This window comes from Pseudonocardia yunnanensis (assembly GCF_039534065.1).
GTDB classification, from domain to species: Bacteria; Actinomycetota; Actinomycetes; order Mycobacteriales; family Pseudonocardiaceae; genus Pseudonocardia; species Pseudonocardia yunnanensis.
In genome coordinates, this window is record NZ_BAAAUS010000070.1 from 24,754 (window position 1) to 47,245 (window position 22,492).

Below are 22,492 nucleotides of genomic sequence, written 5' to 3' on the forward strand. Positions count from 1 at the left end.
AACGGACCATGACCGCGCGCCACCCGCGCGGTCGGCGACTGTCGGAGAATCATCGATGGTCGAGCCTCTGCGCTGCTCAACCTGCGCAGGCCGTTCGGGGTGAACGCGTCGGGTCCAGGCCGCCATGCGGCGGTCGGCTTCTCATGCCGGCCCACCAACCGCTGTTCGAGAGATCGACCAGTCGTGCCTCGGCGCGACCCCGAGGAAGGCGAAGGAGACGGGAATTGTCCGGAACACAGATCTGGCCCACCCAACCTTCGGAGCCGTCCGACGGACACGTGCCGTCGGTGAACCGCTCGCGCGTGGTGATCATCGGTGCGGGCTTCGCCGGATACGACGCGGCGCGTTCGCTCACCAGGGCGCTGCCACCGGACTCAGGCGTGGAGATCGTGCTGGTGAACCCGGTGGACTACTTCCTCTACCTGCCGCTGCTGCCCGAGGTGGCTGCGGGGATCCTTGATCCGCGGCGGATCACCGTGCCGATCCCGGACACGCTGCGGGGGGTGAGGCTCGTACTCGGGGACGTGGCGTCGGTGTCGCTCACCGAGCGCACCGTCTCCTACACCGACCCCGAGGACCGCTCACACAGCCTCGGCTACGACCGGCTGATTCTCGCGGTAGGCAGCGTGAACAAGCTGCTGCCGATCCCTGGCGTCGCCGAGCACGCCCACGGCTTCCGCGGCGTGGCCGAAGCGCTCTACCTGCGCGATCACGTCGTACGACAGTTCGAGCTGGCCGACTCGACCGACGACGCCGACGAGCGGACCGCCCGGTGCACGTTCGTGGTGGTGGGCGCGGGGTACACGGGCACCGAGGTGGCGGCCCACGGGCCGCTCTTCACCGACGCGATCCGGGCCGGCCATCCCCACCTGCGGCACCAGAAGGTGCGCTGGTTGCTGCTCGACCTCGCGCCGAAGGTGCTCCCCGAGCTGGATCCGCGGCTGTCCCGCGCGGCCGACCGGGTGCTGCGGGAGCGCGGCGTCGAGATCCTCACCGAGACCTCGGTGCGGGAGGCCACGAGGGACGGCGTGCGCCTCACCACCGGGGAGTTCGTCCCGACGCGCACCATCGCCTGGTGTGTGGGCGTGACTCGCCAGGGCAAGCTCGCAGGGCGCAATGTCGCGGCGTCACTCGGCTACGGGCGAATACGCCGGCACAAGCACCACGACCTGGGCTTCGTGGTGGACCTCGGGGGCACGCAGGCTGCCGCCAACCCGCTGCGGATCCCGCTCTCCGGACTGCCGGCGAAGACCGTCGCCCGGGGTTACCACCTGCTCAGCATGCCCGGCAACCGCGTGCGCACGGCGATCGACTGGATCCTCGATGCTGTGACCGGCCGTCAGGTCGTGCAGCTCGGACTCGTGCGGTCGGCCGCCGTACCCCTGGACACCGAGGCCCCGCGGACGGCCCAGGAGGGCACCCGTTCCGGCTGACCGGCCGGCTCCGTGCGGCAGTCATGCGGACCAGCCAGAATCCGAGAACTACCGCGGTGGTGCGGGAATCCGTTCCGTTGCCTTGGCTGCAAGTTCCTCGTCGTCGACCAGTGTGATCATCTCGACCCCAGGAGCGCACAGCATGACCACGACGAATCGACTCGTCCTGTCGGCAAGCAGGTTGGCGACCGTGTAGTGGATGACCTCGCCGCCCGGTTCCCAGAAGGCCTCTCCCGCGGTGATCGGATACGGCGCCTCACCCTCGAGCTCGAAGAGCATCTCTCCCTCGAGCATGTAGCCGAAAACAGGACCGGAGTGACGGTGAGGGGCGAGGCCAGGGTCCCCTGGCGGCAGCTCGAGGAGCCGGATCATCGCAGAGGAACCCTGAACGATGAACGGCGGCACAACTTCCAGCAGATCCTTCTCTATCATGTTGCTGACAGCAGCCATTTCTCTCTCCTTTGTGCGAGGTGCACCTCTGTCTCCGGTGAGTCCCCGGTTGAGCACTCAAAATTCGTTAGTGTGGAGTATTTTACAATAACGGAGGGCAGCATAACCGGTCAGTCCCGGACGATAAGTACGGTCTTGCCGGGGTGGCGGCCACGGATGGCGCCGCTCTTGTAGGCGGTTCGGCCCTCGGCCAGGGGAAACGTTGCGGCGACACTGACTTTCAGCGTGCCGGTGTCGATCAAGTTCGCTATCCGGGCCAGTCCGTGCTGTTCCGGCGTCACGATGAAGAAGAGGGCTGTGACGCCGTGCTTGTCGGCCATCTCCTGTGACGGAGGCTCCTGGAGGGTGATCAGGCGCCCGCTACGGCGGAGCGCTGCGAACAGGCCTTCCGGTGCGTCCCGCCCTGCGGCGTTGATGACGACGTCGTAGACCCCGGTCTCCGCGTCGAGCGGCTCCAGTTCGGTGTTGATCGCGCGCGCGGCACCCAGGGCGAGTACGTGTCCCACGTCGGGGGTCTTGTGCACGGTGCATGTGACGTCGGCTCCCAGCGCCGCCGCGAGTTGGGTGAGGAAGGAGCCGACACCGCCGGCCCCTCCGTGCACCATCACGCGCTGTCCCGGTTGAACTGCCGCATGTTCGACGACGGCCTCCCATGCGGTCAGTGCCGGGAGCACGGCGGCCGCTGCGACGACGTGCGACGCCGTGCGAGGCCGGGTGGCCACGCACGTTGCCGGCACGCTGACGTACTCCGCCGCGGCGCCGTCCCGGTCGAACGGAACCAGCCCGTAGACCTCGTCACCGGCCGAGAATCCGGAGACACCATCGCCGACCTCGGTCACGACGCCGGAGAACTCGTGGGACGGGATGACGGGAGTCCGGTCGGTATCGCCGGAGGCCCACGTCTCGGGCCAGGTCAGTTCGTCGAACGTGATCGCCGCCGCGTGGACGGCGATCAGCACCTCGCCATTCCCCGGGGTCGGCCGTGGCGCAGATTCATACACCAGAACCTCAGGACCACCCCGGGTGTGAGCCCGCAACGCCATCATGCTGCACATAGCGATTCGAAACTGCCCGGCCGCACCGGGAACACCCAGTTCATGGCAGCGATCCTGATCGGTAGAACCCGGAGCATCCAGCAGCGAGTCCCACAGGGCTGGACACGAACCGCGACACATCTGGAACACGGCCGCACACTCCCCACCCATGTGCGCATCCACCGGAAAGGCAGCACAGATCCTTCGCGCGATCCGCCGGATCCTCGAGTACGGGTCACGCGTTGTCAGGGATCAGAAACTATGAGTTCAAACATTTCTGTCACGTCGTCCGATGGCGTACCCACGGATGACCGCCGGGCTGTGACCGAGCACAAGGAACTGACACATGAGTGATGACCGGACGTTCGTGATCGCCGGAGCAGGACTGGCCGGGGCCAAGGCGGCGGAGACCCTACGCACCGAGGGGTTCACCGGCCGCGTGGTGCTCCTCGGCGAAGAGAACCATCCCCCGTACGAGCGACCACCGCTGTCGAAGGGCTACCTCCTCGGCACACAGGAACGCGAAACGGCCTTCGTGCACCAGCCTGCCTGGTACGACAAGCAGGGGATCGAACTGCGGCCCGCGTGCCGAGTCGAGGACGTCGACCCGGCGAGCCAGGACGTCACGCTGGCCGGCGGCCACAGATTGCGCTACGCCGAACTGTTGCTCGCCACCGGCGCCGTCCCGCGACGACTCGACGTGCCCGGTGCCGACCTGGCCGGTGTTGCCTACCTGCGCACGATTGATGACTCCGACGCGCTGAGCGCCACCCTGGTCGCCGGAACGCGAGTGGTCGTGATCGGGGCAGGGTGGATCGGGCTCGAGGTGACGGCCGCGGCCCGCCAACGGGGCTGTGCAGTCACCCTCGTCGAGCGTGACAACCAGCCCTTGCGTCAGGTCCTCGGTGACGAGATGGGCGCCGTATTCGCCGACTTGCACAGGGCGCACGGCGTCGACCTCCGCCTCGGAAACGGGGTCCGCGAGATCGTGGGCGACGGTGGGCGGGCGTCCGGAGTGGCGCTGTCGAGCGGGGACACCCTGCCTGCCGACGTCGTCGTCGTCGGAATCGGGGTGATTCCGTCCGTCGAACTCGCAGAACGTGCGGGGCTGTTGATCGACAACGGTGTGCTGGTCGACTCGCGGTTGCGTACCAGCGATCCGCACATCTACGCCGTCGGCGACATCGCCAACGTCGACCATCCGACGATCGGCCGACGCGTACGTGTGGAGCACTGGGCCACCGCGCTCCACACCGGGCCGGCTGCCGCCCGTGCCATGCTCGGCCAGGACGTCGTCTACGACCGGCTGCCGTACTTCTTCACCGACCAGTACGACCTCGGGATGGAGTACACGGGCCACGCTCAACCCGGTGACTACGACGAGGTCGTCGTACGCGGCGACCTGGACACCCGCCAGTTCATCGCGTTCTGGTTGTCCGGTGGACACGTCCGCGCCGGCATGAACGTCAACGTCTGGGACGTCACCGAGGATGTCCAGCGCCTCATCCGCTCCGGAACCGCCGTGGATCCCAGCCGGCTCGCCGATGAACGAGTGCCCCTCGCCGAGGTCTGACCGGACGGGGGGTCCCGTGGTCGACCCGGGTACCGACCAGGGACTTACACAGGGACCCTCGCCGTATCACACACGACGATGGATAGCGCACCTCGAAACCGGCTCGGACATGAGGCGCAATACGGCGCCGCCCTGCCGCTCGGAGATCATTGACGCAAGCATCGTCAGGGACCAGAAATCATGAGCGCAACCACTCCTGAAACGCCGTCCAGCGGCGTGCCTGCACAGCTGTCACGGAAGTTCGATCGTGTCGATGAGCGTTATCGCGTGGCGGCCGGGCTGCGGACGGTGGCCAACCGGGTCTTTCCCACTCACTGGTCGTTCCTGCTCGGCGAGATCGCGCTCTACAGCTTCCTGGTCCTGCTGCTCTCGGGCGTCTACCTGGCGTTGTTCTTCGACCCCTCGATGCAGGCCGTCACCTACACCGGCCGCTACGACAACCTCCGCGGCGTCACCATGTCCAAGGCCTACGAGAGCACACTCCGGCTCTCCTTCGACGTGCGCGGTGGACTGTTCATCCGGCAGATCCACCACTGGGCCTCGCACCTGTTCATCGCCGCGATGATCGCCCACCTGCTGCGCACCCTCTTCACCGGCGCGTTCCGCAGACCACGGGAGGCCAACTGGGTGATCGGCATCCTGTTGCTGCTCGTCGGCAGTTTCGCCGGCTTCACCGGCTACTCCCTACCCGACGACCTCCTGGGCACCACCGGACTGCGCATCGCCTCCGCACTGACACTGTCGATCCCGGTGATCGGCACATGGACCCACTGGGCCCTGTTCGGCGGCGAATTCCCCGGCACCGAGATCATCCCCCGCCTCTACCTCATCCACGTCATGCTGCTGCCCGCCGTCCTGCTGGCCCTGACCGCCCTGCACCTCGGACTCCTCTGGCGCCAGCGCTCGGCGCAATTCCCCGGCACCACAACCAGAACCAGTGCCGGTAAGCGACGCGCGGTGCAGCACACCGAGAACACCACCGTCGGCGTCCGGGTCTTCCCGACATACGCCGCACGCACCGTGGCGTTCGGGATGCTGACCACCGGCGTCCTCGCCATCATGGCCGCCATATTCCAGATCAACCCGATCTGGAACTACGGGCCCTACAACCCCGTGCACGTCTCAGCCGGCGCCACCCCCGACTGGTTCTTCCTCTATCTCGACGGAATGACCCGAATCTTCCCACCCTGGAACATCACCATCGCCGGCTACACCATCCCACCCACGTTCTGGGCAGGCCCCGCTTTCCTGCCCCTGTTCTACCTCATCGCCGCCGCCTACCCCTGGCTCGAACGCACACTCACCAAGGACAACGCCCACCACAACCTGCTCCAACGCCCCCGCGACACACCCGTCCGCACCGCCCTGGGCGCTATGGCGGTCTCCTTCTATGCCGTCCTCACGCTCTCCGGCAGCAACGACCAGATCGCCTTCTTCTTCAACATCTCGCTCAACGCCACCATCTGGGCCGGCCGCATCGGGCTCCTCGTCCTCCCCCCGATCGCCTACTACCTCACCTACCGGATCTGCCTCGGACTCCAACGCGACGACCGCGCCGTTCTGCGCCACGGCATCGCCACCGGAATCATCCGCAGGCTTCCCCACGGCGAGTTCATCGAGATCCACCAGCCTCTTGTGGGAAGCAACGGCAACGGCAAGCCCGTTGCGCTGACCTACCAGGGCTCACCCGTGCCCAAGCGGATGAACCAACTCGATGTCGGTGGTAGGCCACCCTCCGGCTCGCTCGTCACGCCCGACCCGATCGAAGAAACCATCGCCCTGGAGCGAGCTCGAAACGGCGAGTCTGCCGTCGAGACGGCACAGCAGGGTCGCGACAGCACGGCTTCGCGATAGGCAGCCACCCGCATCACGTTCCAACGAACGGCACGCTCGCACGATAGGTCCGCATGAACGAACCGCTCGGGGACTGTCTGACGATCGGTGTAACTGGTCCGACACGCCGAGCGCAGCTCGGGGGAGGGACCAGTTATGAGCGACACGATCGAGCCTGTGGCGGATCGGATTGATCAGCAGCAGCTTGCCCAGCAGCTCGTGGATGCGGCGCGGGCGGAGGGGATCGAGCTCGTCGGCCCGGACGGCCTGCTCACGGGGTTGACCAAGACGGTGCTGGAGACCGCTCTGGAGGCGGAGATGAGCGAGCACCTGGGCTATGAGCGCCACGACCCGAGCGGGCGGGATGGGGGCAACTCGCGCAACGGCACCCGGACGAAGACGGTGTTGACCGAGATCGGGCCGGTGCAGATCGAGGTCCCTCGTGATCGGGACGCCAGCTTCGACCCGATGATCGTGCGTAAGCGCCAACGCCGCCTGGACGGGATCGACGAGATCGTGCTCTCACTGACCGCCCGCGGTCTGACCACCGGCGAGATCGCCGCCCATTTCGAGGAGGTGTACGGGGCCAAGGTCAGCCGGGACACGATCTCGAGGATCACCGACAAGGTGCTCGAGGAGATGGCCGAATGGGCCAACCGGCCGCTGGACGCGATCTACCCGGTTCTGTTCATCGATGCCATCCATGTGAAGGTGCGTGACGGGCAGGTCACCAACCGGCCGTTCTACGTGGTCATCGGCGTCACCGTGGACGGGCACCGCGACATCCTCGGGATCTGGGCCGGCGAGGGTGGTGAGGGCGCGAAGTACTGGTTGCAGGTGCTGACCGAGGTCCGCAACCGCGGCGTCGCGGATGTGTGCATCGTGGTCTGCGACGGGCTCAAGGGTCTGCCCGAGTCCATCACCACGGTGTGGCCGCAGGCATTGGTCCAGGCGTGCGTGCTGCACCTGATCCGCAACAGTTTCCGCTACGCCTCCCGCAAGTACTGGGAGCAGATGGCCCGGGACCTGCGCCCGGTCTACACCGCACCCACCGAGCAGGCCGCGGCGGCGCGCTTCGAGGAGTTCGCTGACACGTGGGGCGAGCAGTATCCGGCGATCATTGGGCTGTGGCGTTCGGCGTGGTCGGAGTTCGTGCCGTTCCTGGACTACGACGTGGAGATCCGCCGGGTCATCTGCTCGACCAACGCGATCGAGTCAATCAACGCCCGCTACCGGCGGGCGGTCAAGGCCCGCGGGCACTTCCCGACCGAGCAGGCCGCGCTCAAGTGCCTCTACCTGGTCACCCGCTCGCTCGACCCGACCGGCAAGGGCCGAGCGAGATGGGCGATGCGCTGGAAGCCCGCACTGAACGCCTTCGCGATCACCTTCGCAGGACGAATCATCCCCACCAACGGCAGCTAACCATCACGACCAGTTACACCGGTCGTCGGACACTCCCACCGCTCGTCCAGCAGCCCAGGCGGTGCGCGCCGAGGCCCCCGCGTTCCGAGCAGGGCATGCGAATGGATCAGAGTAGCGTGACGACCGCTGCAGTTGCTCACGTCTGCTCCTGCCGGGTAGGGCGCGTCAGTGAATTGACGAGTGGCGGTGGTGCCTCGTGCTGCGGGACCGGCGCAGCGAGCGCGACGTCTTCGACCGGCTGTTGGCCGCTGTTCGGGCGGGTGAGAGCCGGTCATTGGTGGTGCGTGGCGAGCCAGGAGTGGGCAAGACGGCGCTGCTGGAGTACGTGACCGAGCGCGCAACGGGATGTCGGGTGGAGCGTGTCACGGGCGTCCAGTCGGAGATGGAGCTGGCCTTCGCCGGGTTGCACCAGCTGTGCGCGCCCGTGCTGGGGCGAGTCGAGCGGCTACCTGTTCATCAGCGCGATGCGCTGTGCAGGGCGATCGGGATGACGGGTGGCCCCGCACCGGATCGCTTCCTGGTCGGGCTGGCACTGCTCGGCCTGTTGGCCGAAGTTGCCCAGGAGCAGCCGCTGGTGTGTCTGGTGGATGACGCGCAGTGGTTTGATCAAGCTTCCGTGCAGGCCTTGACGTTCGCTGCGCGCCGTCTCTCGGCGGAGTCGGTGGCTCTGGTGTTCGCGGCGCGGGCGTCTGATGACGTGGCAGAGCTGACGGGCTTGCCGGAGTTGACCGTTACCGGGTTACCTGCCGATGACGCGCGTGAGTTGCTGCGCTCCGCGCTCCCCGGGCCGGTGGACGAGCAGGTGCTCGATCGGATCGTCGCCGAGACGCAGGGCAATCCGCTGGCGCTGCTGGAAGTGTCTCGGGGGTTCACGTCGACCTTGGCAGGGAGTTTCGGGCTTCCCGACGGGTCTGCGCTCCCGGTTCGACTCGAGGAGAGTTATCGCCGGCAGCTCGCGCTGCTCCCATCAGGCACGCGGGGACTTCTCCTGGTTGCCGCAGCGGAACCCGTCGGCGACCCGGTGCTGGTCTGGCGGGCGGCCGAGCGGCTCGGGATCGGGGGAGAGGCGGCGGCGCCGGCAGCGGAAGCAGGGCTGGTCGAGATCGATGCAAGGGTGCGGTTTCGCCATCCCCTCGTGCGCTCGGCGGTCTACCGGGCAGCTTCGCCGGAGGATCGGCAGGGCGCACACCGGGCGCTGGCGGCGGCAACCGATCCCGAAGTCGACCCGGACAGGCGCGCCTGGCACGCCGCACAGGCCGCATGCGAGCCCGTCGAGGACGTCGCCGCGGAACTCGAACGCTTGGCCCATCGGGCGCAGGGCCGCGGCGGCGTCGCAGCGGCCGCCGCATTTCTGGAGCGAGCGACCCACCTGACGTCGGACTCGGCGCGCCGGAGCGTGCGTGCGCTTGCAGCGGCACAGGCCAAGCTGGAGGCAGGCGCGCCGGGCGCTGCGAGCGGGCTGCTCGCGACCGCGGAAATGGGCTCGCTCGACGAACTCCAGCGTGCTCGGCTGGAGCGAATGCGCGCCCAGATCGCATTCGCCCGCAACCGCGGCAGCGACGCACCGCCGTTGCTGCTCGACGCCGCCGTACGCCTGTCACCACTCGACGCCCGGCAGGCCCGCGAGACCTATCTCGAAGCACTCGCCGCAGCGGTCTATGCCGGTCGCACCAACAGCGGGCGCGGGGTGACCGAAGTGGCCGAGGCCGCGCTCGCGGCGCCGCCGCCGTCGTCGCCACCTCGGCCGCTCGATCTGCTCCTCGACGGCCTCGCGATGCGGTACGCAGAGGGCTACGCCGCAGGCCTGCCAATGCTCAGACGAGCGCTGCACGCATTTCGCCACGACCGGGAACACGACGAGGAGAACGGCCGCTGGCTGTGGCTGGCGTGCCTCGTTGCGCAAGACATCTGCGACGACGAGACGTGGCATGCGCTGGCTACTCAACAGGTCCGCGTCGCACGTGGCGTCGGCGCGCTCAAGGTTCTGCCCATCGCGCTCACCTACCGTGCCGCAGTGCATGTGCAAGCGGGCGAGTTGACTGCAGCATCGACGCTGATCGAGGAGTCCGACTCCATCACAGCGGCAACCGGCATCTGCTCCCTCAGGTCGTCGTCGCTGATGCTCGCCGCCTGGCGCGGTCGGGAGGCCCAGACGGTGGAGCTGATCGAGGCCGGCGTCCAGCACGCCACCAGGAGGGGCGAGGGGAGGGGGATAACGCTGTGCGAGTACGTGACTGCTGTCCTGCACAACGGTCTCGGCCGATACCCGGCCGCGCTGGTCGCCGCTCAACAAGCTTGCGCTCATGACGATCTCGGGCTGCTCAGCTGGGCCCTCAGCGAACTGGTCGAGGCAGGCGTCCGCAGCGGCCGATCCGAGCTCGCCGCTGATGCCCTTCGACGACTCTGTGAACGTACCCGCGCCAGTGGTACGGAATGGGCCCTCGGGATCGAGGCCCGATCCTGCGCCCTCCTGAGCGACGGTCGCGATGCCGACAACCTCTATCAGGACGCCATTGATCGGCTCGCGCGATGCCGTATCACCGTCCAACTCGCCCGCGCCAATCTCGTCTACGGTGAGTGGCTCCGCCGGAAAGGCCGACGCGCCGACGCGCGCGAACGGCTGCGAACCGCCCATGAATTGTTCACCGAGATGGAGATCGAGGCGTTCGCTCAGCGGGCTGCTCGCGAGCTGTCGGCGACCGGTGAGCAGCCGAGGTCAGCTGCCGACCCGGTCAACAGTCTGCTCACCGGTCAAGAGAGGCAAATCGCCCAGCTTGCCGGCAAGGGCCTTTCGAATCCCGAGATCGGCGCCCGGCTCTTCATCAGTCCGCGCACTGTCGAGTGGCACCTGCACAAGATCTTCGCCAAGCTCAACGTCACCTCTCGGAAGCAACTTCGTGGCTGATCCGATGGCGTCGGCAGGATCGTCGGTTATCTCTGGTTCTTCGTGAAGTAGGACGATCAGACCTGCGCCGGTGAAATGTGGGACCTGACACTTCCTCGATTGTCACATGTCGGCGGTCCATCTCGTCTTCATCATGCGTGCGGAGGATCCCGCACCGGTCGAGGCACCGAGAGGGGTGAGGCGGTGACGCCGGGAATTCGGAGAGCGGTGGGGGCCACAGCCAGGAGCCGGTCGTGACCGACGAAGCCGAACTGGCGGCCGCCTATACCCGGGCACGACCTCGGCTGGTGCGGATCGCCTACGCCGTGACAGGCAGCCACGCCGAAGCCGAGGACGTCGTGTCCGACTGCTGGCTCCGCCTGGTCACCGCGGACGCCGACACACCGGTCAAGGACGTCGAGGCCTGGGGCACCGTCGTCGTGGCTCGGCGCGCGCTGGACACCCTGCGCTCCGCCCGGCTCCGCCGCGAAACCTATGTGGGGCCCTGGCTGCCCGAGCCGTGGGTCGATTCACCGCTGCCCGCAGATCCGGCCGAGCTGGTCACCCTCGATGACCGCGTCAGCTTCGCACTGATGGTCATGCTGGAAACGCTCAGCCCACCCGAGCGCACCGCCTGGGTACTGCACGACCTGTTCGACATGGAGTTCACCGAGGTGGCCCGCGTGGTCGGCCGCACCCCCGCCGCGGTGCGACAACTCGCCGCCCGCGCCCGCAAACGCGTCGCAGCCGGCACCCCACGCCTGGAGGTCGACCGCGGCACCCATGAGGCGGTGGTCGCCGCGTTCCGATGCGCCTCCATCGGCGGCGACCTGCCCACCCTCATGACGATGCTCGACCCCGACGTGCGACTGACCAGCGACGGCGGCGGACAGGTTCGCGCGGCCCGCCGACCCGTACACGGAGCAGGCCGCGTCGCACGCATGCTCGTCGGCATGGCGAGATTCCTCAGGGCTGAACGCCAACCAGCCGCGGTGATGGTCAATGGCGCACCGGGCCTGGCAGTCCTCGAGGGTGACGAGTGCGATTTCGTCATCTCCCTGACACTCGACGGCGACCGCATCTCCCGCGTCGACATCATCCGAGCACCGGACAAGCTGGCCCCTCTCCGCGACACCTCGTGATGTCCGCAGGTTTCTCAGCCTGCTCCGGTCCCATCCCGTGCTGCGGCTCGGCACGTGGGAAGGAAGGATCTGTGATGCGATACCAGAATGTCCTCTGGGACAGCGCGCGCTGGGACGGCTTCGCGTTCCGCGACGGCGACATCGTGATCAGCACGCCGGTGAGAAGCGGCACCACCTGGATGCAGACGATCTGCGCGCTGTTGGTGTTGGGAACACCGGAGTTCGGCCGGGGATTGGACGAGCTGTCGCCGTGGCTCGACTCGCTCATGCAGCCGCGTGCGTCGATGGTCAGCGATCTGGAAGCTCAGCGGCACCGCCGGTTCATCAAGTCGCACACGCCGCTGGACGGGTTGCCGTTCGACACCCGGGTGTCCTATGTGTGCGTCGGGCGCGACCCGAGGGACGTCGGCATCTCGTTCGGCAACTTCAAGGCGAACATGGACCCGCGGGCGGTTCAGCGCGCTCGGGAGGCGGCGACCGGCCTCCCGGCCACGGACGAGATCTCCGCCTACCTGTCGGCGCCGCAGGAGGAATCCGAGCGTGATGAGTTCCGGCGCTGGATGCTGGACGCCACCCCGGTAGCGAACAGCGGTCCCAGCTTGGGCCTCACGTTGCATCACCTCGCCACGTTCTGGGACGCGCGTGACTCGGCCAATGTGATCTTGGTCCACTACGACGATCTCAAGGCCGATCTGCCTGGCGAGATGCGTCGCCTGGCCCAGCGGTTGGACATCACCGTGCCGGAGTCGGCGTGGCCGTCGCTGGAGCGGGCGGCGACGTTCGAGGACATGCAGGAGAACGCCGGCCGACTCGTCCCGGAGTCCGGCCTGGCCATCTGGCGGGATGAGCGGCGGTTCTTCAACCGCGGCGTGAGTGGGCAGTGGAGGGGTGTGCTCGCGGACGACGATCTGCGGGAGTACGCGGCTCGGACGGCCGAACTGGCCGCGCCCGACCTGCTGGGATGGGTCCATCGCGAACCGCTCACGGTGTCGTGATCCGGCTCGCGAAAAGCCGGAGTAGCCGGTTTTCGCCGCGTGATCGCCTTCCTGTCCGGTGGGCGCTCGATGAAGCACGTCGCTCCGGCACTGCGTGGAGCGGCAATCCGGAGGTCGCGCAGTGATCGCCGAGGTCAGAGCAGGGGTACCCCGGGTAGTGTGCTGTGGTGCAGCGGCCCACCCTGAAGGACGTGGCGGAGCGCGCCGGGGTCCATGTCGGCACCGCCTCCCGCGCCCTCAGCGAGTCCTCCCGCCACCTGGTCAGCAACACGACGCTCGGCAAGGTGCTCGCGGCTGCACAGGCGCTCGGATACACGCACAACGTCAGCGCGCGAACCCTGCGGACCGAGCGGTCGTCGGCGGTGGGGATGCTTCTGCCCGATCTGACCAACCCGATCTTTCCCCCGATGGTTCGCGGTGCCGAGGACGTGCTGCGCGACCTGGGGTACAGCGTGTGGATCGCCAACACCGACGGCGACGCCGAGCTCGAATCGGCCGCTATCGCGTCGTTTCGGCAGCGGTCGGTCGACGGCTACATCTTCGCGACCGCACGCCTCGACCACCCGCTGATCGAGGAGATGTACCGGACGTCGACCCCGCTCGTACTGGTGAACCGGCGGCTCGCGCGCACGGACGTCCCGGCCGTCACATCCGACGACGCGCACGGCACGGTTCTCGCGCTGACCCATCTCTACGAACTGGGCCATCGCGAGATCGTCTACGTCGCGGGTCCGCAGGAGTTCTCCACCGGCCTGCACCGGAAGCGGGCGTTCGTGCAGAGCATGAAGGACCTCGGGCTCCCGGCGGGGCCGGATCGGGTCGCACATTGCGTGGCGTGGTCGGCGGAGGCCGGGCGGTACGCGCTCGGCGAGCTGCTCGACGCGGGGCGCCGGTTCACGGCGGTACTCGCAGGCAACGACCTCATCGGACTCGGCTGCTTCGATGCTCTGCGGGAGCGCGGGCTGAGCTGTCCGGCGGACGTGAGTGTGGTGGGCTTCGATGACACGCCCTTCATGGACCGGGTCGCTCCGCCGATGACCACGATCCGAATCTCACAGTACGAGCTCGGACAGGAGGCGGCACGCCTTCTGGTGGATATTCTCAACGCGCCGGAACGCCGCAATCGATCGCTGATTCTCGCCCCCGTACTCGTCGTGAGGTGCTCCGCAGCTCCGCCGGGTCGGGGTTCCGTCCCGCCCTGATTCGGCCGAACGTCATTCGTCGCGCGCCGCTCAGCACACTCCAGAGCGATCGATTGCAATTCGAGCCCTTAGGCCTATCGCGTCAACCGGCGACCATACGCAGCGGGGCGGCCAGCGCGTCCGGGGTCGGCACCCGCTGCCCAGCCACGGAGCTGCGCGTCTGCAGCCTGCGGCTCGCGATCTCTGCAGCATCCGACACTGCCCGGCCCAGGCCCGCCACGCGCGCCGGGGCGAACGTGGAGTTCGGCCCGGCTATCGACAACGCTCCGGCGGGCTGCCCGTCGGCCCCGAGGACCGCCGCCGCCACCGACGTGCGCCCCGGCTGGAATGACCGGCACACGAGGTAACCGTGGATGCGCGCGCCGGCGAACTCGTCCGCCAGCGCTGCCATGTCAGGGAGCGAAATCTGCTCCTGCCTGCAGACTTGGCGCACGCGCAGGTCGGCGTCCTCCGGGTCGAGCGCGGCCAGCGCGCTCTTGCCGCACCCGGACATGAACGCCGGCGCCCGCATGCCGACCCGGTTCGCCATGCTCACCCTGGTCGGGCCGGACTCCCGATGCAGGTAGATCACCCAGCCCTCGACGAGCTGGCCTACGTGCAGCTCCTGGCCCGGGGTGCGCTGCAGGGCGGCGGTGCTGCCCTCGACCGCGTCGACGAGTCCGGTGCGGTCGATGATGAGCCCGCCGAGCTCGAGCAGCAGCGGCCCCAGCCGGTAGCCGGCGCGGGGGACCGCCTCCAGCAGACCTTCCGACACGAGGGTCCGGCACAGCAGATGGACGGTGGATCGCGGTAGTCCCGTGCGTTCGGCGAGCGCGCGTACGGAGAGCACGTCCAACGTCGGGCGAAATGCCCGAAGAATCCGTGCTGCCTTCCCTACGGACGCGCTCATAAGTCGATTCTGCGGGCGTCGCAGGAAAATGTCCAGGCGCGGTGTCCGGTATCGCTGGAAATCTTTCTGTGATCGACCAGAAAATGACAGATCAGGATCGTTTGGCATGGGCAGCGTCTTCCGAGTGCAAGCGGGCAGTACCGCCTCACCGTCGCGGGTATCTGTCACTGCACCCCGCTGTAGCTGATCTATGCCGAGAACGCCTCGCAGAACGAACCGAGGAGCGGCGCCGTCCTCGACGCGTTCCTGGATCGACGCCGGCCGGCCCCGGAGCAGCCCGCGAGCCGGCCGGGTCGTGTGCGGACGACGTGCGACCCGGTCAGATGTGAGCCCTGCCCTGCCCCGCCTCGTACCGGGCACGGGTGGCCTCGTCGATCTCGGCCCAGACCGCGTCCGAGGCCCGGCCGAGCACCCAGGCGCCGGCGGTCTCGAGACCGCGGGCCATCTCGGCCGTGTCGACACCGACGAGCTCGCCGTGCCGTACGAGAGCGCGTCCGCCGACGAAGACCGCGTCGAGGGGTCGGCCGGAGGAGTGGAACAGCAGGTGCTCGGCCGGTGTGGCACCGCCGAGCCCGAACGGCCCGACGGGCGCCACGGCGATGTCGGCCTGCTTGCCCGGGGTGAGGCTGCCGATCTCGTCGGCGATGCCCAGGATCTCGGCCGAGCCGATCGTTGCCATGCGCAGCAGGCTCGGCGCGTCCACGCTCGGTGACCACGCGGTGCGGGCTCCGCTGCGTCCCTGCAGGTGCTCGGTCTGCGCGTCGATCATGCGGATGAGGGAGTGCCCGATTCGCAGCTGCGCGAGCAGGTCGCCGTTCACGACCGACGGTGCGTCGCTGCCGAAGGCGACCGGCACACCACTGCGCAGCGCGCGGGCGACGACGGGCGTGACGGTCATCTGGCTGGCCTCGATCTCCGGCGTGCACACGATCGCGCCCCCGCGGTCGCGCAGCAGGAGCAGTTCCTGGTCGGAGATCGCGCCGGTGTGCACCCAGAGCAGGTCCGGTCCGAGCAGTCCCTGCTCGTCGGCCTGCGTGACCTGCTCCTGCAGGTTGGAGTGGATCGTTGCGCGCAGGCCGAGCTCGCGGGCGGCGGCCACCTCGAGCGCGTGCGCCTCCGGAGTGACGTGGTCGATGTTGTTGAGCGCCGCGGCGAGCCGCACGCGAGGGTGCCCCGCCCACTCGGAGTGGAGCGCGCGCAGGAAGCTGACGCGCTCGGCGAACGAGGCGAACCCCTGCTCGGTCATCTCCGGGCGCTCCCGGAAGCTGAAGCCGAACAACACCCGGATTCCGACGTCCGCGAGGGCGTCCAGCGCGGCCTGTGCGTGCGCAGGCGAGTTCGTCGAGTGGCAGAAGTCCAGAGCGGTCGTCACCCCATGGGTGAGCAGCTCGGCAGCGCCGCCGAACGTCGCGGCGTAGAGGTCGGAGGACCGGAACCGGGCCGACAGCGGATGGACGACTCCGAAGTACTCCCGGCCCCAGCACCCTGAGGCGAGACCGCGCACGGGTGCCTGCCAGAGGTGGACATGGGTGTCGACGAGGCCGGGGAGCACGATCGAGCGGGAGGCGTCGAGCACCTCGTCCGCTTCCGCGTCGATCCGCTCCGCGACCGCTTCGATGCGGTCACCGACGATCAGGACGTCACCGCGCAGCTCGCCCAGCTCGTCGTCCATGGTCAGGAGGTGCCCGCCGCGCAGCAGAGTCGTTCGTTCCATGTCTACCCCATCTCGATTCAGGTGAAGTGGAACTCGCGAGCGGCCGGGTCGAGGCGACGTGACAGGGTCGCCCGCGCGAACTCCTCGAGGTTGGCGAGGAACAACCGCAGCAGCTCCTTGGTCTTCTGGTCGGCGAGCTCGCCGTCGCCGTCGTACTTCGCGGCCGCATCGCAGACGTAGACCTCGGGTTTCGCCAGTACGGCCGCCTCGAGGAAGAGCAGCGTCTGACGCAGCGCGAGCTGAGCGCGCAGCGTGCCGTGGACTCCGATCGAGGCGCCGATGAGCCCGACGGGCTTGAACCGGAAGCAGTTGACGTGGGGTGGGAACGAGATCCAGTCCAGAAGGTTCTTCAACGGAGCCGGGATCCCGTAGCAGTACTCCGGCGAGGCGATGATCACGGTGTCCGCCCTGCGGATCCGATCGTCGAGTCGCAGAACCGATTCCGGCGGGGCCCCGTCGACGACGAGGTCGTTGTTGATGAGGGGGAGCTGTTCGATGCCGTCGAGCACGTCGATCGCGATCGACGCCGGGGCCGAGGCGATGAGCTCACGGACGAGGCCGGCGTTGTAGGAGCCGCTGCGCAAACTCCCGCAGATGGCCAGCACCCGAAGGACGGTGGGGGAGTCGGGTGGCATCGGATCGCCTCATCGGGGTCGGTCGTGGACAACGGCGACCGCGCAGATCTCGAAATGCAGATCGGGCGGGACGAGGCGGACGACCTCGACCGTGGTCGACGTGGGGAGGTGGGGCAGGTGCACCCTCGTCTCTTCGGCGACAACGGCGTTGTCGCGTTCGAGGTCGACGAGGAACTTCGTCACCGAAACGACGTCGTGAAGGGTCGCCCCGGCGTCTACGAGCGACCGGGAGAGGGCCCGGAATGCGCGCCGAACCTCCGATCGCACGTCGTTCTCCGTGTCCCCGGGGATGGGGAGACCCAGGCATCCGGAGACGAAGACCAGATCACCTCCGCTCGGTATCCGAATCGCGGGGACGAACGGCAGTCCGGGGATTCCGTACAGCTCGGTGGCGTCGCCGTGGGCCATGAATGCGGCCCCGTTCTCACTGCTCATGGAATGCCTCTCGAATCGTTGTCGACCAGAGGGACGTGGCGCGTGACCGAAGACGTGTCAGCGACAGGCGAGCGAGACGGTGCCGATGCGGTCGACAGTCGCGACGACCACGTCGCCTGCGGCCACGGGCGTAGCGGCGGTCAACCCGCCGGAGAGCACGATGTCTCCGCGCCGCAGCCCTTCGTCGTCCTCCGCGAGCGCGCGGACGAGCCATGCGACCGCTGCCGCAGGGTGCCCCATGGACGCTGCACCAGATGCGGTGGCGACCACTTCGCCGTTCTTCTCGAGCACGACCCCTACGAGACGCAGATCGATCCCGCCGACGGCCACCGGAGCCCCGACGACGAACCTCGCGGCCGAGGTGTTGTCCGCGACGACATCGGGCGTCGTGAACCGGTAGTCGTGGAAGCGCGAGTCGAGCACCTCGATTCCGACGGCCACCCCCGACGTCGCCCCGAGCACGTCCGCCGCCGTGATGTGCGAACCGCTGATGTCACTGCCCATGACGAAGACCAACTCGGGCTCGCAGCGTGGCTGGATCAACACCGAGGTGTCGAGGGGTTGACCGAGGTCCAGGGCGTGCGCTCCGGTGAGGAAGCCGTGGATGGGCTCGTCCACACCGACCTGGACCTGTTTCGCGCGGCTGGTCAGACCGAGTTTCCAGCCGACCTGCGGACCGGCGCTCTGGCGCAGCCGCCGCTGAACGGCGTAGGAGGTTGCGAGGTCGAAGCCCGGCGCCTCGTCGGAGATCCGGCCGATCGACGTTCGGTCGGCAGTGGCCTTCGTGAGTCGCCGGGCCAACTCGTCGACGTCAGGGACCGTCCCCTCGGCGCTCATGCGCTCGTCCTTCCGACGCGGACGGTGACCGGGCCCAAGCGGTCGAACTCGGCTCTGAAGACGTCGCCCTCGTTCATCGGAACCGCCGCGTGCAGAGCGCCCGTCATGATCAGTTGTCCTGGCTCGAGGGAGACGCCGTCCTCGCCCAGGACGTTGGCCAGCCAAGCGAGAACCGCGACCGGGTCGCCGAGCGCCGCCGCTCCCGCACCGGTGTCGACGACCTCACCGTTGCGAGTGAGCGTCACGCCGAGGAAGCGGGCGTCGAATTCGTCGAGCGGTACGACTCTGCTGGAGACCGCCACGGCTCCCTGCGACGCCAGGTCGGCGACCGTGTCGGCCAGGCGGATCCGCCAGTCCACGATTCGCGAGTCGATGATCTCCACGCCCGCGACGGCACCTGCGATCGCCGCCCGCGCGGCCGTCACCGTCACGCCAGGCCCTTCGAGCCGCTCCCCGAGCACGAAGACGATCTCCGCCTCGATCCGTGGCGCGATGAACTCCGCCGGCGGGATCGTGTCGCCGTCGAGGTACAGCACGGAGGCGAGGACGGGTCCGTAGTCGGGCGAGTCGACGCCGATCAGTTCCTGCATGGGCTTCGAGGTCAGGCCGACCTTGTGGCCGATCACCCGGTCGCCGTCGGCGAGCAGCAGGGAGACGAGCTCCTGCTGGATCGCGTAGCCGTCAGCCATGTCGAGTGCCGGCTCCGCGTCGGTGAACGGTGGAATCGGAACTTTCTTGCGGCGGGCGTAGTAGAGCGCCCTCGCCTTCGCAAGGGCGTCTGTCACAGGCAATTCTGCTCCCAGCTCGAGGATGTTCCTGCCGTCGTCGGAGGGCACCGTCGCGCCTGCCGAGGGTTGTCCGCGGAGCGGGTCAGAGACGGAGTACCGAACTTGCGTTGCCGCCGAGCACCCCTTCCATATCGGCAGCCTCGATTCCGGGTACGGCTCTGACCCGGTTCATCCAGTCCGTCGCGGTCACGCGGGGGGCGTCGGTGCCGAGCACGAGGCGATCGGCACCGAAAGTGTCGATCATGAACCGGTAGGCGCCGGGGTCATCGGTCAACGTCGTGTCGTAGTACAGCTTGCGCAGCTCACCACCGGGATCACCCGCGAGCCAGTCGTGTTGGCCGAGGCTTTCGCTCATCTCCTCGAAGCGTCGCCAGAGGTAGGGGAGGGTGCCTCCCATCGGCGCGATGATCCAGCGGATGCCGGGGAAGCGCCGGGTGACACCGGAGATCACCAGGTGGGCTGCGGCGAGCCCCGCTTCCTGCGGGCCGCCGAACTTGGGCCCGAGCATGTAGGCGTCCATGCCCGTGGTGAAGGTGTCCGGCGTGCCGACGGGGTGGACGAAGACGGCGGTGCGCCGCCGATCGAGCTCGGCCCACAGCGGATCGAAGGCCGGGTCGCTCAACGGACGGCGGAGTGCGGTCGTTCCGATGCCGATGCCGGCGAACCCCAGGTCGTCGAGGCAGCGCACCGCCTCCGCGATGGCTTCGTCGATGTGGGGTAGCGGGACCGCGCCGAATGCGGCAAGCCTGCCCGACCAGCGGATGGTCGCCTCCGCATAGAGATCGTTGGCGAGGCGCGCCACCATCGTGGACGCTTCGACCTCGTCGAAGTAGGGCTGGTTGTGCCCCAGGCCGAGCACCTGGTGCTGCAACTGCGCCGCGTCCAGGTCTTTGATCCGGGCGTCGAGTTCCGGCGGGTGCTCCGGCCAGGCGCGGCGCCCGGCCCCGTGCCGGGCGAACGCGTCGATGAACGTCGGAGGGAAGTAGTGGGCGTGGACGTCGATTATGGTCATGTCCGCCTCACAGGAGGAACGTGATGTCGAAGGGGTTCTTGCCGAGCATCGCCTTGCCGTAGAGCTCCCGCGGGACGCGTACGCCGGTGCCGGCGTGCCGGCTGGCCACGTTGAGATCGCGGAAGATGCGCTGGAGCGGGTTGGAATCGGCGAAGGCCGAGGTGCCGTGGGCCGATACCAGGAGGTCCATCGCCTCCTTGACGAGCTGGCTCGCGGTGGCGCCGTCGACCCGGTTGCGGGCCCGAAGTTCCAGGTCGATCCGCTCGCCCCGCTGCCCGTGGTCGTCGAGGACGCCCGCGAGGCGGTGGAGCAGCAGATCAGCGGTGTCGATCTTGTTCGCGGCCTCGGCGAGGTCCATCTGGAACGCCACCGACTCCGACTGGTTCGGGTAGAAGGTGGCGCTGATCGAGCGCTGCGGAGCCTTCTCACGGACGTAGTCGAGCGCGGTGCGAACCGCGCCGAGCTGGGAGCCGATCAGGACCATCACGAGGATGCCCGCGAGGTTGGTCTGGTAGAGCGGCTCGTCGGGGAACTGGTCGGCGAACTCCTCTCCCAGCGTGGCCTGCACACTCAACAGCCGTCGTTGCGGAACGAAGACGTGCTCGGCGACCACCGTGTTGCTTGCGGTGCCCCGCATGCCCATCACATGCCATGTGTCCTGGACCGTCAGTTCACTCATCGGCATGAGGGCGAAACTGATCTCGGGTGCCTCGGCGGTGCCGCCGTAGGGGATCCCGAGCATGGCCCAGTCGGCGATCTGGGAGCCGGACGAGTAGGCCCACTTGCCGGTGACCCGGACGCCGCCTTCCGCGGGCTCGACCTGCGCGGTCGGGGTGAGGACGCCGATCGCGCACACGTCGGGGTTCGCGCCCCAGACGTCCTTTCGCGTCTCCTCGGGGAACAATCCGATGAGGTAGTTCCCGGTGTTCACGACCGAGGTGACCCACGACGTCGACGTACAGCCTCTGCCGAGCTCGACGGCGACGTCGAGCAGCGTCCGCATGTCGACCTCGTGGCCGCCCAGAGCGCGGGGAACCGTCAGGCGGAGCATGCCCGAATCCCGCAGCGCCGCAACGGTCCGGTCCGACAGCCGGCGCTGACGGTCGTGGTCGGCCGCTTCTTCCTGCAATAGGCCCCGGAGTGCCGCGGCGCGGGCCAGCGGCCCGGCGGCGGACGGCGCACGGGCCTCCCTGGACTTCTTGATGGGGGTGGTCATGCGGGGGAGTCTTCCCCGACTCTCAGCCGTTTCGCAAACCATTGCTCTCCAATTTTTCTCCGAAAAAATGCCATTGTCCAGCACTGTTGGACATGCTTATTCGGGGAAATCGGCGCCTCCCAGCGGAAATGGATGCAATCGATTGCATCCGACGCGATGGTGAACCCGTGCCGAACGAGAGTGGACGTGGCCGCGCCCGGTCGCCGCGGCAGGAACGCGTGGTCGCGGCAAGAACTCCTCGGCGGCGCCGGTCTGCTCGATCTGCTCTTGGCGCGCCGCGACGTCCGCGACGTCCCGGTCGTCCGGATGGGGATGCTCTCCGCGAGCGGCAGCGGCTCGCGGCGCGCGGGGCGTAGGAGATCTCGCCGCTCGGTCGCGAGGCGGCGAGGTTGCCGGTCGACAGCCTCGACGGCCGAACGGCTGCAATCGATCGCTTGTTCTGGGCCCTCACTCGTGGTGAAGTGCTGGACGGGCGTCCTCCGGCGCGCGGTTCTTCCCGGCACCAGCCATTCGTGACGTCGCCACCCGCTCGCCGCTTGTTCGGCGACTCCGGGGCGCCACCCGTATGCAATCGATTGCTGTCACATCGGAGGAGAGAACATGGGTGACCCGCAGGATCCCACCGCGGTGCGCGTGGGATGGATCGGAACCGGTCGGATGGGGTTCGCACTCGCCCGCCGACTGGTCGGTGCAGGCTACGACCTCGCGGTCTTCAATCGGACCCGCGCCAAGGCCGAGCCGCTGGCAGACCTCGGCGCCGAAGTCGTGCATCGACCGGCCGACCTCGCGGATCGCGACGTCGTCTTCGTGATCGTCTCCGCTTCGGCCGACCTCGCCGCCGTCCTGACCGGGCCCGACGGCCTCCTCACGGACCCCGTGACCGCGCCGCGGATCGTCGTCGACTCGTCGACCGTGTCCGTGGACGCCTCGGCGACCGCGCGCGCGGCGGCATCCGGACGCGGTGCCGGCTTTCTGGCGGCGCCTGTCAGCGGGAATCC

The 22,492-nt window shown here is 68.3% G+C and carries 19 protein-coding genes; 9 read left to right on the top strand and 10 right to left on the bottom strand.

Annotated features, from left to right (window positions below; translation table 11 throughout):
* Positions 1 to 287 precede the first annotated feature (287 nt).
* Complete coding sequence (locus tag ABD743_RS44205) at positions 288 to 1,433, top strand: NAD(P)/FAD-dependent oxidoreductase (RefSeq protein ID WP_344730718.1); 1,146 nt, start codon at positions 288 to 290, stop codon at positions 1,431 to 1,433.
* A gap of 48 nt (positions 1,434 to 1,481) precedes the next feature.
* Here ABD743_RS44205 and ABD743_RS44210 read toward each other — a convergent pair whose 3' ends face one another.
* The gene (locus tag ABD743_RS44210; RefSeq protein WP_344730685.1) at positions 1,482 to 1,883 is read right to left on the bottom strand and encodes a cupin domain-containing protein; all 402 of its coding nucleotides are present in this window, start codon (positions 1,881 to 1,883) and stop codon (positions 1,482 to 1,484) included.
* A gap of 110 nt (positions 1,884 to 1,993) precedes the next feature.
* Positions 1,994 to 2,842: an NADP-dependent oxidoreductase gene (locus tag ABD743_RS44215; protein WP_344730687.1), complete on the bottom strand. Its 849-nt coding sequence runs from the start codon at positions 2,840 to 2,842 to the stop codon at positions 1,994 to 1,996.
* Between the two features lie 421 nt (positions 2,843 to 3,263).
* On the opposite strand from ABD743_RS44215, the gene ABD743_RS44220 reads away from it, so the two are divergent.
* The 7 genes from ABD743_RS44220 (at position 3,264) to ABD743_RS44250 (ending at position 13,968) form a co-directional block, all read left to right on the top strand.
* On the top strand, positions 3,264 to 4,490 hold the full coding sequence (locus ABD743_RS44220; RefSeq protein WP_344730689.1) for an NAD(P)/FAD-dependent oxidoreductase: 1,227 nt from the start codon (positions 3,264 to 3,266) through the stop codon (positions 4,488 to 4,490).
* A 177-nt stretch (positions 4,491 to 4,667) separates the two neighbouring features.
* Complete coding sequence (qcrB, locus tag ABD743_RS44225; protein WP_379659491.1) at positions 4,668 to 6,344, top strand: cytochrome bc1 complex cytochrome b subunit; 1,677 nt, start codon at positions 4,668 to 4,670, stop codon at positions 6,342 to 6,344.
* Positions 6,345 to 6,479: 135 nt separating this feature from the next.
* Positions 6,480 to 7,745 (top strand): IS256 family transposase, encoded by a 1,266-nt coding sequence (locus ABD743_RS44230; protein ID WP_344730693.1) that lies wholly within the window; start codon positions 6,480 to 6,482, stop codon positions 7,743 to 7,745.
* 196 nt (positions 7,746 to 7,941) lie between these two features.
* A complete protein-coding gene (locus ABD743_RS44235) occupies positions 7,942 to 10,650 on the top strand; it encodes a helix-turn-helix transcriptional regulator (protein ID WP_344730695.1) in 2,709 nt (902 codons plus the stop codon).
* Positions 10,651 to 10,883: 233 nt separating this feature from the next.
* Positions 10,884 to 11,771, top strand: a complete 888-nt coding sequence (gene sigJ / locus ABD743_RS44240) for an RNA polymerase sigma factor SigJ (RefSeq protein WP_344730697.1) — start codon at positions 10,884 to 10,886, stop codon at positions 11,769 to 11,771.
* Between the two features lie 74 nt (positions 11,772 to 11,845).
* Entirely contained in the window at positions 11,846 to 12,766 is a 921-nt protein-coding gene (locus tag ABD743_RS44245; RefSeq protein WP_344730699.1) for a sulfotransferase domain-containing protein, read from the top strand.
* Between the two features lie 167 nt (positions 12,767 to 12,933).
* Positions 12,934 to 13,968, top strand: coding sequence for a LacI family DNA-binding transcriptional regulator (locus ABD743_RS44250; RefSeq protein ID WP_344730701.1), 1,035 nt, complete (start codon positions 12,934 to 12,936; stop codon positions 13,966 to 13,968).
* A gap of 82 nt (positions 13,969 to 14,050) precedes the next feature.
* Here the strand turns inward: ABD743_RS44250 and ABD743_RS44255 are convergent, their stop codons facing one another.
* The 8 genes from ABD743_RS44255 to ABD743_RS44290 form a co-directional block, all read right to left on the bottom strand.
* A complete protein-coding gene (locus ABD743_RS44255; protein WP_344730703.1) occupies positions 14,051 to 14,857 on the bottom strand; it encodes an IclR family transcriptional regulator in 807 nt (268 codons plus the stop codon).
* A gap of 319 nt (positions 14,858 to 15,176) precedes the next feature.
* Positions 15,177 to 16,571 carry an amidohydrolase family protein gene (locus ABD743_RS44260; RefSeq protein WP_344730705.1) on the bottom strand — a complete coding sequence of 465 codons (1,395 nt, stop codon included), beginning with the start codon at positions 16,569 to 16,571 and terminating at the stop codon, positions 15,177 to 15,179.
* Between the two features lie 17 nt (positions 16,572 to 16,588).
* Positions 16,589 to 17,206, bottom strand: a complete 618-nt coding sequence (locus ABD743_RS44265) for an NADPH-dependent FMN reductase (RefSeq protein ID WP_344730707.1) — start codon at positions 17,204 to 17,206, stop codon at positions 16,589 to 16,591.
* A 9-nt stretch (positions 17,207 to 17,215) separates the two neighbouring features.
* A complete protein-coding gene (locus tag ABD743_RS44270; RefSeq protein ID WP_344730709.1) occupies positions 17,216 to 17,641 on the bottom strand; it encodes a RidA family protein in 426 nt (141 codons plus the stop codon).
* Between the two features lie 57 nt (positions 17,642 to 17,698).
* Positions 17,699 to 18,478: a 2-keto-4-pentenoate hydratase gene (locus ABD743_RS44275; RefSeq protein WP_344730711.1), complete on the bottom strand. Its 780-nt coding sequence runs from the start codon at positions 18,476 to 18,478 to the stop codon at positions 17,699 to 17,701.
* Positions 18,475 to 19,263, bottom strand: coding sequence for a 2-keto-4-pentenoate hydratase (locus ABD743_RS44280; RefSeq protein ID WP_344730713.1), 789 nt, complete (start codon positions 19,261 to 19,263; stop codon positions 18,475 to 18,477). Before ABD743_RS44280 ends, ABD743_RS44275 begins: the two co-directional genes overlap by 4 nt.
* A gap of 85 nt (positions 19,264 to 19,348) precedes the next feature.
* Positions 19,349 to 20,278: an amidohydrolase family protein gene (locus ABD743_RS44285; RefSeq protein WP_344730715.1), complete on the bottom strand. Its 930-nt coding sequence runs from the start codon at positions 20,276 to 20,278 to the stop codon at positions 19,349 to 19,351.
* Between the two features lie 7 nt (positions 20,279 to 20,285).
* Positions 20,286 to 21,494, bottom strand: coding sequence for an acyl-CoA dehydrogenase family protein (locus tag ABD743_RS44290; RefSeq protein ID WP_344730716.1), 1,209 nt, complete (start codon positions 21,492 to 21,494; stop codon positions 20,286 to 20,288).
* Positions 21,495 to 22,094: 600 nt separating this feature from the next.
* Between ABD743_RS44290 and ABD743_RS44295 the strand changes: the two genes are divergently transcribed.
* Positions 22,095 to 22,492 (top strand): NAD(P)-binding domain-containing protein (locus ABD743_RS44295; RefSeq protein WP_344730717.1); only part of this gene is annotated, 398 nt, incomplete at its 3' end.